General features: G+C 59.4%; 10 protein-coding genes. 7 read left to right on the top strand and 3 right to left on the bottom strand.

The window, feature by feature from the left end; all coding sequences use genetic code 11:
* Positions 1 to 69: 69 nt before the first annotated feature.
* From bhcA to BCF46_RS19440, 7 genes are all read left to right on the top strand, one after another.
* Entirely contained in the window at positions 70 to 1248 is a 1179-nt protein-coding gene (bhcA, locus tag BCF46_RS19470; protein ID WP_121028429.1) for an L-aspartate--glyoxylate aminotransferase BhcA, read from the top strand.
* A gap of 21 nt (positions 1249 to 1269) precedes the next feature.
* Entirely contained in the window at positions 1270 to 2220 is a 951-nt protein-coding gene (gene bhcB / locus BCF46_RS19465; RefSeq protein WP_121028427.1) for a beta-hydroxyaspartate dehydratase BhcB, read from the top strand.
* Positions 2221 to 2234: 14 nt separating this feature from the next.
* Positions 2235 to 3398, top strand: coding sequence for a 3-hydroxy-D-aspartate aldolase BhcC (gene bhcC, locus BCF46_RS19460; protein WP_121028425.1), 1164 nt, complete (start codon positions 2235 to 2237; stop codon positions 3396 to 3398).
* Positions 3399 to 3463: 65 nt separating this feature from the next.
* Positions 3464 to 4429 (top strand): iminosuccinate reductase BhcD, encoded by a 966-nt coding sequence (bhcD, locus tag BCF46_RS19455; protein WP_121028423.1) that lies wholly within the window; start codon positions 3464 to 3466, stop codon positions 4427 to 4429.
* Positions 4430 to 4704: 275 nt separating this feature from the next.
* Positions 4705 to 6984 carry an NADP-dependent malic enzyme gene (locus BCF46_RS19450; protein ID WP_121028421.1) on the top strand — a complete coding sequence of 760 codons (2280 nt, stop codon included), beginning with the start codon at positions 4705 to 4707 and terminating at the stop codon, positions 6982 to 6984.
* Between the two features lie 90 nt (positions 6985 to 7074).
* On the top strand, positions 7075 to 8565 hold the full coding sequence (locus tag BCF46_RS19445) for a nucleobase:cation symporter-2 family protein (protein WP_121028419.1): 1491 nt from the start codon (positions 7075 to 7077) through the stop codon (positions 8563 to 8565).
* Positions 8566 to 8658: 93 nt separating this feature from the next.
* Positions 8659 to 9171, top strand: coding sequence for an AmiS/UreI family transporter (locus BCF46_RS19440; protein ID WP_121028417.1), 513 nt, complete (start codon positions 8659 to 8661; stop codon positions 9169 to 9171).
* A 50-nt stretch (positions 9172 to 9221) separates the two neighbouring features.
* Here the strand turns inward: BCF46_RS19440 and lpdA are convergent, their stop codons facing one another.
* Genes lpdA through aceE form a run of 3 tightly spaced genes read right to left on the bottom strand, consistent with a single transcriptional unit; the run spans position 9222 to position 14928 of the window.
* Positions 9222 to 10964 carry a dihydrolipoyl dehydrogenase gene (lpdA, locus tag BCF46_RS19435; RefSeq protein ID WP_121028415.1) on the bottom strand — a complete coding sequence of 581 codons (1743 nt, stop codon included), beginning with the start codon at positions 10962 to 10964 and terminating at the stop codon, positions 9222 to 9224.
* Between the two features lie 13 nt (positions 10965 to 10977).
* Positions 10978 to 12243 (bottom strand): dihydrolipoyllysine-residue acetyltransferase, encoded by a 1266-nt coding sequence (aceF, locus tag BCF46_RS19430; protein WP_121028413.1) that lies wholly within the window; start codon positions 12241 to 12243, stop codon positions 10978 to 10980.
* Between the two features lie 27 nt (positions 12244 to 12270).
* Positions 12271 to 14928: a pyruvate dehydrogenase (acetyl-transferring), homodimeric type gene (gene aceE, locus BCF46_RS19425; RefSeq protein WP_121028411.1), complete on the bottom strand. Its 2658-nt coding sequence runs from the start codon at positions 14926 to 14928 to the stop codon at positions 12271 to 12273.
* Positions 14929 to 15226: the final 298 nt, after the last annotated feature.

Genomic DNA, 15226 nt, shown 5'->3' with positions numbered 1-15226 from the left:
AATTTCAAAAAAATATCCCTTTGAAGAAAGCGGCCCTAGGTTGTCCTCGACGCTTACAAGGAGACGATCATGAGCTTCCAGAACCCCGTATTCATTCCCGGCCCGACCAACATGCCAGAAGCAGTGCGCCAAGCCTGCTATATGCCAACGATCGACCACCGCTCGCCGACCTTTGGCAAAATCCTGCACCCCTGCCTTGATGGTGTTCGTCAGGTTTTGAAATCGAAAGACGCGAAAATCTTTATCTTCCCGTCAACCGGCACTGGCGGCTGGGAAACGGCGCTGTCGAACACGCTGAACAAAGGCGACAAGGTTCTGGCCGCGCGCAACGGCATGTTCTCGCATCGCTGGATCGACATGTGCCAACGCCATGGGTTGGACGTGCACATCGTTGAAACCCCTTGGGGCGAAGGCGTTCCTGCCGGAAAATACGAAGAAATCCTGAAAGCCGACAAAAACCACGAGATCAAAGTCGTGCTGGCCACGCATAATGAAACTGCAACAGGCGTAAAATCCGACATCGCAGCCGTGCGCAAAGCGCTCGACGCGGCGGGTCACCCTGCCATGCTGTTCGTAGATGGTGTTAGCTCCATCGCGTCGATGGACTTCCGCTTCGACGAGTGGGGCGTGGACATCGCCATCACCGGTTCGCAAAAAGGCTTCATGTTGCCAGCAGGTCTGGCGATCATCGGCTTCTCCAGCAAAGCAATCGCGGCATCCGCGAACGCAACTTTGCCGCGTACGTTCTTTGATATCAAAGACATGCAAAAGGGTTACGACGCCAACGCATTCCCATACACCCCGCCAGTTGGCCTGATGAACGGCTTGAAACTGTCGCTCGACATGCTGCTGGACGAGGGTCTGGAAAACGTGTTCGCACGCCACCACCGCATCGCCGAAGGTGTCCGCAAGGCCGTTTCGGCTTGGGGGCTGGAGCTGTGCGCCGCCTCGCCTGATCTGTATTCCGACACGGTCAGCGCGATCCGCACGCCGGAAGGTTTCAACGCCACCGATATCGTGACCCATGCGGCTGACAAATACGACGTGGCCTTCGGTGTGGGTCTGGGCGAAGTTGCGGGCAAGGTTTTCCGCATCGGCCACTTGGGCAGCCTGACAGACGTGATGACGCTGAGCGGTTTGGCCACGGCAGAGATGTGCATGGTTGATCTGGGTCTGGATGTGAAACTCGGCTCTGGCGTCGCCGCGGCGCAAGAGTACTATCGCACCAATCCGGCGGCAGGCAAATAAGGCCGACGGGAGGAGAGACAGATGTATATTCCAACCTATCAAGACATGCTGGACGCCCACACGCGCATTGAGCCGTATATCCAGCGCACCCCGGTGCGGACCTCGGATTACCTCAACGAGCTGACCGGCGCGCAGCTGTTCTTCAAATGCGAGAACTTCCAGACACCGGGCGCCTTCAAGGTGCGCGGTGCCAGCAATGCAGTGTTCGGGCTGGATGAGAGCCAAGCCAAGCTGGGTGTGGCGACACACTCGTCGGGCAACCACGCGTCCTGCCTCAGCTATGCGGCAAGCCGTCGTGGCATCCCGTGCAACGTGGTCATGCCACGCACGGCCCCACAGGCCAAGAAAGACACCGTGCGCCGCTATGGCGGCGTGATCACCGAATGCGAGCCGTCGACATCGTCACGCGAAGAGACCTTTGCCAAGGTGCAGGCCGAAACCGGTGGTGATTTCGTCCACCCTTACAACGACCCGCGCGTAATTGCCGGCCAAGGCACCTGCGCGCGGGAGTTCATGGAGCAGACCGACGGGCTGGATATCGTGATGGCCCCTATCGGCGGCGGCGGGATGATCTCGGGCACCTGTTTGACCCTGTCAAACCAAGCGCCGGAAACGCAGATCATCGCGGCAGAGCCGGAACAAGCCGACGACGCCTATCGCAGCTTCAAGGCTGGCCATATCATCGCTGACGATGCACCAAAAACCATCGCTGATGGTCTGCTGGTGCCTCTGAAAGACCTGACATGGCACTTCGTTTCGAACCACGTGACCGATATTCTGACCGCAAGCGAAGAAGAAATCATCGACGCGATGAAACTGACATGGAAGCATCTGCGGGTCGTCATGGAAGCCAGCTCCTCGGTGCCGCTGGCGACGATCCTGAAAAACAAAGAGCGGTTCGCGGGCAAGCGGGTCGGTATCATCATCACGGGTGGGAATGTCGATCTCGATATTCTGCCATGGCTTAAGTAAAGGGAGTTCACGCAATGAACACACATGTAGATTTTAAAGACCTCGAAGTCGGCTATGACGTCCCCGCTCTGCCCGGTATGGACGAGGCCGATATCCAGACGCCTTGCCTTGTACTGGATCTGGACGCGCTGGAGCGCAACATCGTCAAGATGGGCAACTTCGCCAAGGAGATGGGTGTCCGTCACCGCGTCCACGGCAAGATGCACAAATCCGTCGACGTGGCCCTGCTGCAAGAAAAGCTTGGCGGATCTGTCGGCGTGTGCTGCCAGAAAGTGTCCGAAGCGGAAGTCTTCGCGCGCGGTGGCATCAAGGATGTGATGGTGTCCAACCAGGTGACACAGCCCGCGAAAATCGACCGTCTCGCCCGCCTGCCCCTGCTGGGCGCGCGTACGATCGTGTGTGTGGATGATCCTGACAACGTCGCCAACCTGTCGGCTGCTGCGGTAAAGCATGGCACGCAGATCGAATGTGTTGTGGAAATCGACTGCGGGGCCGGTCGCTGCGGCGTGACCACCACACAAGACGTGGTCAACATCGCCAAGCTGATCGACGCAGCAGAGGGCCTCAAGTTCGCGGGTCTGCAAGCCTATCAAGGCGCTATGCAGCACATGGACTCGTATGACGACCGCAAAGCCAAGATCGACATTGCAGTCGCGCAAGTGGCAGACGCCATCACCGGCCTGAAATCCGTTGGCCTTGAGTGTGACATCGTCGGCGGCGGCGGCACCGGGTCTTACTACTTTGAAGGCAATTCCGGCGTTTTCAACGAACTGCAATGCGGCTCCTACGCGTTCATGGATGCCGATTACGGACGTATCCTCGACAAGGACGGCAAGCGCATCGACCAAGGCGAATGGGAGAACGCACTGTTCATCCTGACCTCCGTGATGAGCCACGCCAAAGCAGAGTTGGCCGTTGTTGACGCGGGCCTCAAAGCCCAGTCCGTCGACAGTGGTTTGCCCGTGGTCTATGGCCGCGATGATGTGGAATATTTCAAATGCTCCGACGAGCATGGCGTGATCAAGGACCCCAAGGGTGTCTTGAAGGTCAACGACAAGCTGAAGCTGGTTCCCGGTCACTGCGACCCGACCTGCAACGTGCATGACTGGTATGTCGGTGTCCGTAACGGCAAGGTCGAGACCCTGTGGCCCGTCTCGGCCCGCGGCAAAGCCTACTAAAACAAGACGCCCGCATGCGCCGCCAAAGGTGCATGCGGGCGCACACACTCCAGAGGAAATAGCCCATGTTGATCGTTCCAGAACGCGAAATTGCCGATCTTATGACACGCGAAGCCGCTTTCGACGCCGTCGAAGGTGTGTTTGCCGCGATGGCGTCCAAAGACGCCTATAACTTCCCCGTCATTCGCGAAGCCATCGGCCACGAAGACGCGCTCTATGGCTTCAAGGGCGGGTTCGACAAAGCAGGCATGACGCTTGGCCTGAAGGCGGGTGGCTACTGGCCGAACAACCTCGAAAAGCATGGCCACATCAACCACCAGTCCACGATCTTCCTGTTCGATCCAGACACTGGCATGGTCAGCGCCATGGTCGGCGGAAACCTTTTGACCGCCCTGCGCACCGCCGCCGCGTCATCGGTGTCGATCAAGCATCTGGCCCGCAAGGACGCGAAGGTCATGGGCATGGTGGGGGCCGGCCATCAGGCAACATTCCAGCTGCGCGCCGCCCTTGAACAGCGCCAGTTCGAGAAAGTCATCGGTTGGAACTACCACCCTGAGATGCTGCCCAATATTGAGAAAATTGCCAATGAAGCAGGCCTTCCGTTTGAAGCGGTCGAGCTGGAAGGCATGCGTGAGGCCGACGTGGTGATTTCCATCACCTCCACCTTTGCGCCGACCATCATGGCCGACCACATTGCACCCGGCACACATATCGCCTGCATGGGCACCGACACCAAGGGCAAGCAAGAGGTTGAGGCCGCCCTGCTCGCCCGCGCCACGGTCTTCACCGACGAGGTCGCGCAATCCGTCAGCATCGGCGAGGCGCAACATGCCGTCGCCCAAGGTTTGATCAAGGAAAGCGACGTGCACCAGCTCGGCGCAGTGATCAACGGCACCGACAAAGGCCGCGCGTCTGACGATGAAATCACGCTGTTCGACGGCACCGGCGTCGGCCTTCAAGATTTGGCGGTCGCCGCAAGCGTCGTCGAGCTGGCGGTCCAAAAAGGCGTCGCAATCGACGTCGATTTCTAATGGCTTCGGGAGGTTGGCACCAGATCACGACACCGTTCGTGACTTGGTCGAGTGCCAGCTCCCGAAACTCGCACTGAAAGCCACGAGACGTTTCACGCCGTCGGGCAATCTACGCAATCCAAGTCCACGTAGCTGTTCCATCCGATTATGTGATCGGTGGAGAGTGCTGTCGACGTACTTGACTACTTACGCGCGCGCTAACGCGACGATCCGAAACCAAGCCTATGGGCCACTCAGCATGTCGGCTTTCGAGAAGAATAATAAAGGGGGGTCCAATGGCACTCGACAAAGAAAACGTAGCTGCTGAACGTCAGGCAGCGCTGGACTATCACGAGTTCCCGAAACCGGGAAAACTGGAAATCCGCCCAACCAAGCCCATGGCAACAGGTCGTGATCTGGCCCGTGCTTATTCACCGGGCGTGGCCGAAGCCTGCACCGAAATCGCGGCCAACCCGCTTGATGCCGTGCGCTACACCGCGAAAGGCAATCTGGTCGCTGTCATCTCGAACGGTACAGCCGTGCTGGGCCTTGGCAATATCGGCGCGCAGGCCTCGAAGCCGGTTATGGAAGGCAAAGCCGTCCTGTTCAAGAAGTTTGCCGGACTGGATTGCTTCGACATCGAGGTCGATGAAGCTGACCCCGAGGCCCTTGCCGATCTGGTGTGCAAGCTGGAGCCGACCTTCGGCGCGATCAACCTTGAAGACATCAAAGCCCCCGACTGCTTCATCGTGGAGCGGATTTGCCGCGAGCGGATGAACATCCCAGTATTTCACGACGACCAACACGGAACTGCTATCGTCGTAGCGGCGGCTGCCACCAATGCGTTGCGTCTGGCAAAGAAAAAGCCCGAAGATATCCGTGTCGTCGGCCTTGGAGCTGGGGCCGCGGGCATTGCCTGCCACACCATGTTGCGCAAAATGGGCGTGCCAGCCAAGTCCATCACGCTGTTCGACAAGGACGGCGTGCTGCACAAGGACCGCACCGACGTGTGCCCCGAGCAAATGGAATTCTCCTCGGCCGACGTGGGAACAACTCTTGCGGGCGCCCTTGAAGGGGCCGATTTGTTCTTGGGCCTGTCCGGCCCCGGCCTGTTGAAGGCCGAGTTGGTCAAGAAAATGGCGCCGAACCCGATCATCTTTGCGCTCGCAAATCCGACGCCCGAGATCATGCCGACCGAAGCCCGCAAGGCGTCGCCCGGTGCGATGATCGCCACGGGGCGCTCTGACTTCCCCAATCAAGTTAACAACGTGTTGTGCTTCCCGTTCATCTTCCGCGGTGCGCTGGATGTCGCGGCAAGCGATATCAACGACGAAATGAAGCTGGCCTGTGTCGAAGCGATTGCCTCGCTTGCGCGCGCCACCACATCCGCTGAAGTAGGACAAGCCTACAAAGGCGAAACGCTCACGTTCGGACCGGAATACCTGATCCCGAAGCCGTTCGATCCGCGGTTGTTGCCCACGATCGCCCTTGCCGTTGCGAAGGCCGCGATTGCATCCGGCGTGGCCCAGAAGGAGATCGACCTCGACGCCTATGAACGCGAGCTGGATGCGCAGGTTTACAAATCATCGCTCCTGATGCGGCAGGTGTTTGCCGCCGCACGGCAGGCAAAGCGCAAGATCGTGTTTGCGGAAGGCGAGGACGAGCGCGTCATTCACACTGCGCAAGCGATGATTGAAGAGACAGTCGACACACCGATCCTGATCGGGCGTCCCGACATCATCGAGGCGCGCATTCAACGTGCTGGTTTGACGATCAAACCGGGTCGCGATTTCGCAATCGTGAACCCCGAGAACGACCCCCGCTACCGCGATTACTGGCAAAGCTACCATCAACGGATGGAGCGCAGCGGCGTCACGCCGGATCTGGCCAAGGCCGTCATGCGGACCAACACCACGGCAATTGCCGCCGTCATGGTAGATCGTGGTGACGCGGACAGCATGATCTGCGGAACTTTCGGACAGTATTTGTGGCACCTCAACTATGTGCAACAAATGCTTGAAACCGAAACATTAAAACCTGTTGCGGCCTTGTCCTTGACGATCCTCGACGAAGGCCCGCTCTTTGTGGCCGATACCCATATCAACACCGAACAGACTCCCCAGACATTGGCCACCACGGTCATATCGGCAGCGCGCCATGTGCGCCGCTTCGGGCTAGAGCCAAACATCGCCCTGTGTTCCGGTTCCCAGTTCGGCAACCGCGATTGTGCGTCTGGTCGCGTCATGCGGGCTGCGCTTGATATACTCGACGCCCAAAATCTGGATTTCGCCTATGAGGGCGAAATGCACACTGATGCCGCATTGGACCCGGAACTGCGCGGACGTCTGTTCCCGCAAAACCGCCTGACCGGTCGCGCCAATGTTTTGATCTACGCCAACACCGACGCCGCAGGAGCGGCACGCAACCTGCTCAAATGTGCGGCAGGTGGCATGGAGGTTGGCCCAATTCTGATGGGTATGGGCAATCGCGCCCATATCGTCACACCCGGCGTCTCAGTCCGAGATCTGCTCAACATAGCAGCGCTCGCGGGCTCTGATGTCTCAAGCTACGGCTAAATAGCGGTGCGGGTCGGCCTGATACACCGACCCGCACCATCCCCAACCACGCCCCAGAGCGAAACATCTGGACTTAACGAGGAGAACCCCATGTCTATTACTGCCACGGCCGACGCCGTCAACGAGAGGTTGCCAGCTGGCCGACTCTTTACGTTGGGACTGCAACACGTCCTTGTTATGTATGCCGGTGCCATCGCGGTGCCGCTCATCGTTGGCCGAGTTCTGAAACTTGACCCTGAACAGGTCGCGTTTCTGATTTCTGCCGACCTGTTTGTGTGCGGTGTCGTCACGATCATCCAGTCGATGGGTGCTTCCAAATGGTTCGGCATCAAGCTGCCCGTCATGATGGGTGTGACCTTCGCCTCCGTTGGCCCGATGGTGTCCATCGCCGTTGCCAACCCCGGCTTGGACGGCGCGCGAATGATCTTCGGCGCCATCATCGGTGCCGGCATCATCGCGATGCTGATCGCGCCGCTAATTAGCCGAATGCTGCGGTTCTTCCCGCCCGTTGTGACCGGCACGATCATTCTGGTCATCGGCGTTACACTGATGCGCGTTGGGATCAACTGGATCTTCGGCCTTCCGTTCGGCCCCACGGCCCCAAGCATCGTAAATCCCGAGCACACAGCTTGGCTGGATCAGGTCAAAGCACTGGGTGCAGGTGCTATCCCTGAAATCCCGCAGGGTCTGAAAATTGCGCCGTCGATGGACAATATTGCCTATGCAACTCCACAAAACATGCTGATCTCCGGCATTGTGTTGACTACCATTGTTTTGATCATGAAATTCACCACGGGCTTCTTCGCCAACATCTCTGTGCTGATCGGTATCGTCGTAGGCGCTCTTGCCGCATCCGCAATGGGACTGATGCATTTCGACAAGGTCGGCCACGCTGGCTGGTTCGAGCTGATTACCCCGCTGCGTTGGGGCGTGCCGATCTTTGACCCTATCATGATCATAACCATGACCCTTGTGATGATCGTCGTGATGATCGAATCCACCGGAATGTTCCTTGCCTTGGGTGAGATGTGCGAAAAGAAGATCGAGCGCCCATCCCTGTCCGCTGGTCTGCGTACTGATGGTCTGGGCACCGTGATCGGCGGCCTGTTCAACACCTTCCCCTACACCTCGTTCAGCCAGAACGTCGGCCTCGTCGGTGTGACAGGTATCCGGTCGCGCTATGTCTGTGTGGCCGGTGGTGCGATCATGATCGTGCTGGGCTTGGTGCCTAAAATGGGTGCCTTGGTCGAGTCCCTGCCCGTCGCCGTCCTTGGCGGTGCCGGTTTGGTGATGTTCGGCATGGTTGCAGCCACCGGTGTGCGCATCCTTGGCGCGGTGGACTTCAAGACCAACCGTTTCAACGGTCTGATCGTGGCAATCTCGCTTGGTCTGGGCATGATCCCGTTGATCGCGCCTCAGTTCACCATGCACCTGCCACACGCGATCGAGCCGCTGATCCACTCCGGCATCCTTCTGGCCGCAATCTCTGCTGTCGGTCTGAACGTCGTGTTCAACGGTGCGAAAGACATCTCGGAAGATGATCTGCGCGAAGCGGCACTTCAGTCGGATGGCGGTCACTAGTTCCGACCTCCATCACTGCAAGATAAGGAAGGGGGCCGTTTGGCCCCTTTCGCTCGTCTAACGGGTGCCAATGCCCCACCAAAGGATCGATTTATGCTACTTGGGTTATCATTGCTCTATGTCGGGGCTGTTCTCATCCTGAACGGGCTATGGCTTTCGGGACGGGTAGAGGATCGCGAAATCATCCTCATCAATCTGTCCGTCGCGACGATATCGTTCCTTGTGGCGATTCATTCAGCGGTCTTCGCAGATACGATTGCAGACGTCAGAGCCGCCGCCATGACACTGCTTTTTGCTATCACCTATCTGTGGGTCGCCTATAACCGGCTGCAAGATTGCGACGGGCGTGGCCTAGGCTGGTTCAGCCTGTTCGTGTCTGTAACGGTCGTGCCTGTGGCGTTGCTGAGCTTTACCGAAGCCGATAGCCTGATGTCGGTCTGGCTGGCCTTCTCGTGGACCGCTTGGGCGGCGCTTTGGTTCGTCTACTTCGTGCTCCTCACCGTGCAAAAGCCGATCCAGAAGCTGGCCGCCTATTTCACACTATTCTGTGGCGTCTTCACCGCGTGGCTGCCGGGAATGCTACTGCTATTCGAGGTCGCAAACTAAAAAAGCGCGCCCCAAGGGACGCGCTTTTCCAACCTCATTTCGATTGAAACCTAGTGCCGCTTTTTCGGCGGCATCAGGTCGGTGATTGTGCCTTCAAACATTTCGGCCGCGAAGTTCAACGTTTCCGACAAGGTCGGGTGCGGATGGATCGTGTGGCCTAGATCGGTCGCATCGCACCCCATCTCGATGGCCAACGCCACCTCTGCAATTAGATCACCGGCATTGGTGCCGACAATGGCCGCGCCAACGACACGGTCGTCGGTTGGGTCGAAGATCACCTTGGTCATCCCCTCGGACCGTGCGTTGGACAGCGCCCGACCGGAGGCCGCCCATGGGAACACACCCTTGCCGACTTTCAGCCCCTTGGCCTTGGCCTCGGTTTCCGTGATGCCAACCCACGCGACCTCGGGGTCGGTATAGGCCACCGACGGGATCACCAGCGCGTCGAAGGCGCGGTTTTCACCGGCACACACCTCTGCCGCGACCTTGCCTTCATGCACCGCCTTGTGCGCCAGCATCGGTTGGCCCACCACATCGCCGATGGCGAAGATATGCGGCACGCCCGTGCGTTGCTGGTTGTCGACGGCGATAAAGCCGCGTTCATCCACGGCGACACCTGCGGCCTCGGCGTTGATCAGCTTGCCGTTCGGGCGACGCCCGACCGAGACGAGGACCTTGTCGAACGTGTCGGTGGTGATCTCGCCCTTGTCGTCCTCGAAGGTCACTTTCAGGCCCTTCTTCTGAGCCTCCATCGCGGTGACCTTGGTTTTCAGCATGATCTTTTCATACCGCTTTGCAATCCGCGTTTGCAGCGGCTTGACCATGTCCTTGTCGGCGCCGGGCATCAACTGATCCATGAACTCGACGACGGAGATTTTCGCCCCGAGCGCGTCATAGACGCAGGCCATTTCCAGACCGATGATACCACCGCCAAGGATCAGCATGCGCTTCGGGATATCCTTGAGTTCCAACGCACCCGTGCTGTCGAGCACGCGAGGATCATCATGCGGGATGAACGGCAACTCCACAGGCTCCGAGCCTGCCGCGATGATGCATTGATCAAAGCTGACCGTCTTGGTGCCGTCGTCGCCGGTGACCTCGATCATGTTGGGACCGGTGAAGCGCCCCGTGCCGCGCACGGTGGTCACCTTGCGCGCCTTGGCCAAGCCGTCGAGACCGCCAGTCAACTGCCCCACGACCGAGTCTTTCCAGCCGCGCAAGGCGTCCAGATCAATCTTCGGCTTGGCGAAGGTGACACCATGGGCCGCCATCTCGTCAGCCTCAGTTAGAACTTTGGCCACGTGCAGCAGCGCCTTTGACGGGATACAGCCCACGTTCAGGCAGACACCGCCAAGGGTCGGGTTCTTCTCGATCAGCACGACATTCTTGCCCAGATCCGCCGCGCGGAACGCCGCTGTATAGCCGCCGGGGCCGGAGCCCAGAACAACAACTTCGGCATGGATATCGCCCGGTCCGGTGGCCGTGCCTGTAGGCGCGGTTGCGGTCGGGGCAGCAGGAGTCGCCGCAGGTGCAGGTGCCGCTTCGGCAGGCGCTTCCGCCGCGCCAGCGCCTTCCAGCACCATGATGACAGCGCCCATCGAGACCTTATCGCCCTCGGACAGCTTGATCTCTTTCACCACACCAGCGGCGGGGCTTGGGACCTCCAGCGTGGCTTTGTCGCTTTCCAGCTCGATCAGCGGGTCTTCCTCGGCGACCGTGTCGCCCACGGAGACCAGAATGCTGATGACGGGTACATCGGAGAAATCACCGATATCGGGTACTTTGACTTCCATCTGAACGCCCCCCTTACAACATCAGCCGGCGCACGTCGCCGAGCAGGTGTTTCAGCGACGCGTTGAAGCGCGCGCCCAAAGCGCCATCTATGGCGCGGTGGTCGAAGGACAGCGACAAGGGCTGCATCAGGCGGGGCACAAACTCCTCACCATTCCAGACAGGGGCCATCTTGGCGCGGGTCAGACCAAGGATCGCAACCTCCGGCGCGTTGACGATGGGCGTAAAGCCCGTGCCGCCAATGCCACCCAGAGACGAGATCGTGAAGGTCGCGCCCTGCATGTCGGGACCTTTCAGCTTGCCTTCACGCGCCGCCAGAGACAGCGAGCCCAACTCTTTGGAAATCTCGACGATCCCCTTGCGGTCGGCATCCTTGATCACAGGAACCATCAGACCTTGAGGCGTGTCCGCCGCGAACCCGATGTTGTAGAAGTTCTTCTTGATCAGCTTGTCGCCGTCGGGATGGATTGAGGAATTGACCTCCCAATGCTCTTTCAGCGCCGAGACGCAGGCCTTGATCACAAAGCTCAGCAGCGTAACGCGGTAGCCTTGCTCTTTAGCGGCGGTATCGAGCTCCTTGCGGTACTTGTCCAACTCGGTGATGTCCGCCTCTTCATCCACTGTGACGTGCGGGATGTTGAGCCAAGCGCGGTGCAGCGCCGGACCGGACAGTTTCTTGATGCGGGGCATCTCGACGTCCTCGACGGGGCCGAATTTCGAGAAATCCACGGCTGGCATTGGTGGGATGCCCATGCCGCCACCGCTTGCGCCCGCAGGGGCAGAAGCCGTGTTGGATTTCAGGAACTTGGTCACATCCTCACGCAGGATACGGCCCTTGCGGCCCGTGCCGTTTACCTTGGTGATGTCGATTTCCAGCTGACGTGCAAAGGCGCGCACTGACGGCGATGCGTGGGATTTGGAGAAGCCGCTGTCGACCACCGCTGCCGGAGCGGGTGCCGCTGCGGGTGCAGGTGTCGCCGCGGGAGCGGCAGCAGGAGCGGGTGCCGTTTCAGCCGCAGGAGCCGCAGGAGCCGCAGCACTTGCTACGTCACCTTCCAGCACAAGCAATATCGAGCCCATAGAGACCTTGTCTCCTTCGGCAACCTTGATTTCCTTGACCACACCGGCGGCCGAGCTTGGGACCTCCATCGTGGCCTTGTCGCTTTCCAACTCTACCAGCGGGTCTTCCACTGCGACGGTGTCACCGACGCTGACCAGAATGGAAACCACCGGCACTTCGTCGAAGTCACCGATGTCAGGGACTGTAATTTCAATAGTCATAAGTTTGTTCCTTCTCTCAAGCGCTGATTAAGCGAGCCGTGGGTTCGGCTTGGCGCCGTCGATGTCGTATTTCTTGAGGGCTGCTTCCAAGTCTTTCTTGGTCACGTTGCCCGCCTTGTAGAGGTCCACCATCGCAGCCGCGGCGATGTGATTTGCGTCCACCTCGAAGAAGCGGCGCAAGTTGACCCGGCTGTCGGAGCGACCAAAGCCGTCCGTGCCGAGCACGGTGTAGGACCCCGGCACGAAGGCACGGATTTGTTCGGCGTAGTTCTTCATGTAATCCGTCGCCGCGATGATCGGGCCTTTGGCCTTGCTCAGGGCTTGGGTCACATAAGGCACTTGGCTGTCCATCAGCGGGTTCAGCCGGTTATGGCGCGCCGCATCCTGACCGTCGCGGGCCAGTTCGTTGAACGAGGTGGCCGACCAGATATCAGCCGTGACGCCAAAGTCGTCTTTCAACATCTTCGCCGCTTCAATCGCCTGCACCAGAATGGTGCCGGAGCCCATCAGGTTGACGTGCTTCTTGCCCGGCTTCTTGGTCTCGGTCATGCGGTAGAGACCACGCAGGATCCCCTCCTCAGCACCCATCGGCATATCGGGATGGCTGTAGTTCTCGTTCATCAAGGTGATATAGAAACTGATGTCCTCCTGATCGACGAACATGCGTTGCAGGCCGTTGTGGATGATCACCGCAACCTCGTAGCTGAAGGTCGGATCATAAGTGACGCAGTTCGGGATGGTGCCGGCCAGAATATGGCTGTGGCCATCCTCGTGCTGGAGCCCCTCGCCGTTCAGCGTGGTCCGGCCCGCCGTGGCCCCCAACAAGAAGCCCCGCGCGCGGCTGTCACCTGCGGCCCATGCCAAATCGCCGACACGTTGATGCCCGAACATCGAGTAGTAGATGTAGAACGGGATCATCGGCACGCCGTGGTTGGAATAGGACGTCGCCGCCGCAATCCAGTCAGCCATGGCGCCGGCCTCGTTGATGCCTTCCTGCAAGACCTGACCGTCGGTCGTCTCCTTGTAGAACATCATCTGGTCGGCATCCTCGGGCGTGTAATTCTGCCCCAGCGGGTTATAAATCCCCGCCGAGCGGAACAGCCCTTCCATGCCGAACGTGCGGGATTCGTCCGGCACAATCGGCACCACAAACTTGCCGATGGTCTTGTCGCGCAGCAGCGTCGTCAGAATGCGCACATAGGCCATGGTCGTCGAGATTTCCCGATCGCCCGTGCCTTTTAGCTGTGCCTCGAACTTCGTCAACGGCGGGATTTCCAGCTTCGGCGCATCGCGCCATTCGCGTTTCGGGAAGTCCCCGCCAAGCGCTGTGCGGCGGTCCGCCAGATAGGCCTTTTGGGAGTTGTTCAACGCCACAAACGGCGCTTTCAGCAGGTCTTCGTCCGATACGGGAATGTCGAACCGGTCGCGGAACTCGCGCAGCTGGTTGTCGGCGAACTTCTTGGCGGAGTGGGTGATATTCTGCCCCTCGCCCGCCGTGCCCATGCCGTAGCCTTTGACCGTCTTGATCAGCAGACAGGTCGGCTGGCCTTTGGTGTCGCTGGCAGCCTTGAACGCGGTGTAGACTTTCTGCGGATCATGCCCGCCCCGGCGCAGCGCCCAGATTTGCTCGTCGCTCCAGTCGGCCACCAACGCAGCGGTCTCGGGATATTTGCCGAAGAAATGCTTGCGGATATAAGCGCCGTCCTTCGACTTGAAGGTCTGGTAGTCGCCGTCGACGGTCTCGTCCATCAACTGCTTGAGGCGCCCGGTACTGTCGTTTTCCAGCAGCTCGTCCCAGCCCTTGCCCCAGAGCAGCTTGATCACGTTCCAACCAGCCCCGCGGAAGTCACCTTCCAGCTCTTGCACGATCTTGCCGTTGCCGCGCACTGGCCCGTCAAGGCGTTGCAGGTTGCAGTTCACCACGAAGATCAGGTTGTCCAAGCCCTCGCGCGCCGCCAGATCAATCGCGCCACGGCTTTCCGGCTCGTCCATCTCGCCATCGCCGAGGAACGCCCAGACCTTGCGGTCGGCCATGTCGATATGGCCGCGGTTGTGCATGTATTTCATGAACCGCGCCTGATAGATCGCCATCAACGGGCCAAGGCCCATCGAGACGGTCGGGAACTGCCAGTAATCCGGCATCAACCACGGGTGCGGATAGGAGGACAGACCGCCGCCATCGACCTCGGAGCGGAAGCTTTCCAGCTGCTCTTCGCTGATCCGGCCTTCCATGAAGGAGCGTGCGTAGATACCCGGGATCACATGCCCTTGGAAGAACACCAGATCGCCGCCGTGGATCGCGGATTTGGAGCGCCAGAAGTGGTTCAGCCCGATGTCATACATGACAGCCGAGGACGCGAAGGAGGCGATATGCCCGCCATACTCGCTGCTCTCTTTGTTGCGGCGCACCACTGTCGCCATAGCGTTCCAGCGGTTGATCGTGCGGATGCGCCATTCCATCTCCAGATCGCCCGGCACGGCCAACTCGTCATCGGCAGGAATGGTATTTTGATAAGGCGTTGTCGCCGAAAACGGCAGTGTGGCCCCTGCGGCACGGGCTTGCTGAACTGCCTTGTCCAGCAGGTAATGGGCTCGGTTGGCACCATCTTTTTCGATCACGTCCTGAATGGCTTCTTGCCATTCCTGACTCTCGATCGGATCAATGTCGGTATTTTGAATTGTCATTCTGGATCTCCGATAGACGTGCGGCGTGGGTAAATTGCTATTTTCAGGCACAAACCGCATTACGCCTGCTTTAGGATCAAAAGGCCAGAGCTAGTTCCCAGCTTTTTTGGCGCACAATGCGCCGAGTGTCCCGCCACGCATGTTGCGGCGGGACATTGCATATTCAAACGTGATCGTCTTTCGGCAAGGAGCCTTCGCCATGACCTGCCATGCCGCCGGACACCTCTTCGGTGGCCTCGCCGGACAGCTCTTCCGGCAGGATCAGGTTCAGCACGATGGCGATCAGCGCCGCTGGCAA

It is taken from the genome of Litoreibacter meonggei (genome assembly GCF_003663885.1).
In the GTDB taxonomy this organism is placed as follows: Bacteria; Pseudomonadota; Alphaproteobacteria; order Rhodobacterales; family Rhodobacteraceae; genus Litoreibacter; species Litoreibacter meonggei.
Note: the sequence above shows the minus strand (reverse complement) of the source record. Positions and strands in the feature narration are given on the sequence as shown.

What these genes read in the sequence shown, in the direction of transcription:
- bhcA (WP_121028429.1), top strand. Translation starts at nt 70, where the DNA reads ATGAGCTTCCAGAACCCCGTATTCATTCCCGGCCCGACCAACATGCCA.
- BCF46_RS19445 (WP_121028419.1), top strand. Translation starts at nt 7,075, where the DNA reads ATGTCTATTACTGCCACGGCCGACGCCGTCAACGAGAGGTTGCCAGCT.
- bhcD (WP_121028423.1), top strand. Translation starts at nt 3,464, where the DNA reads ATGTTGATCGTTCCAGAACGCGAAATTGCCGATCTTATGACACGCGAA.
- bhcB (WP_121028427.1), top strand. Translation starts at nt 1,270, where the DNA reads ATGTATATTCCAACCTATCAAGACATGCTGGACGCCCACACGCGCATT.
- aceF (WP_121028413.1), bottom strand. Translation starts at nt 12,243, where the DNA reads ATGACTATTGAAATTACAGTCCCTGACATCGGTGACTTCGACGAAGTG.
- BCF46_RS19450 (WP_121028421.1), top strand. Translation starts at nt 4,705, where the DNA reads ATGGCACTCGACAAAGAAAACGTAGCTGCTGAACGTCAGGCAGCGCTG.
- bhcC (WP_121028425.1), top strand. Translation starts at nt 2,235, where the DNA reads ATGAACACACATGTAGATTTTAAAGACCTCGAAGTCGGCTATGACGTC.
- aceE (WP_121028411.1), bottom strand. Translation starts at nt 14,928, where the DNA reads ATGACAATTCAAAATACCGACATTGATCCGATCGAGAGTCAGGAATGG.
- BCF46_RS19440 (WP_121028417.1), top strand. Translation starts at nt 8,659, where the DNA reads ATGCTACTTGGGTTATCATTGCTCTATGTCGGGGCTGTTCTCATCCTG.
- lpdA (WP_121028415.1), bottom strand. Translation starts at nt 10,964, where the DNA reads ATGGAAGTCAAAGTACCCGATATCGGTGATTTCTCCGATGTACCCGTC.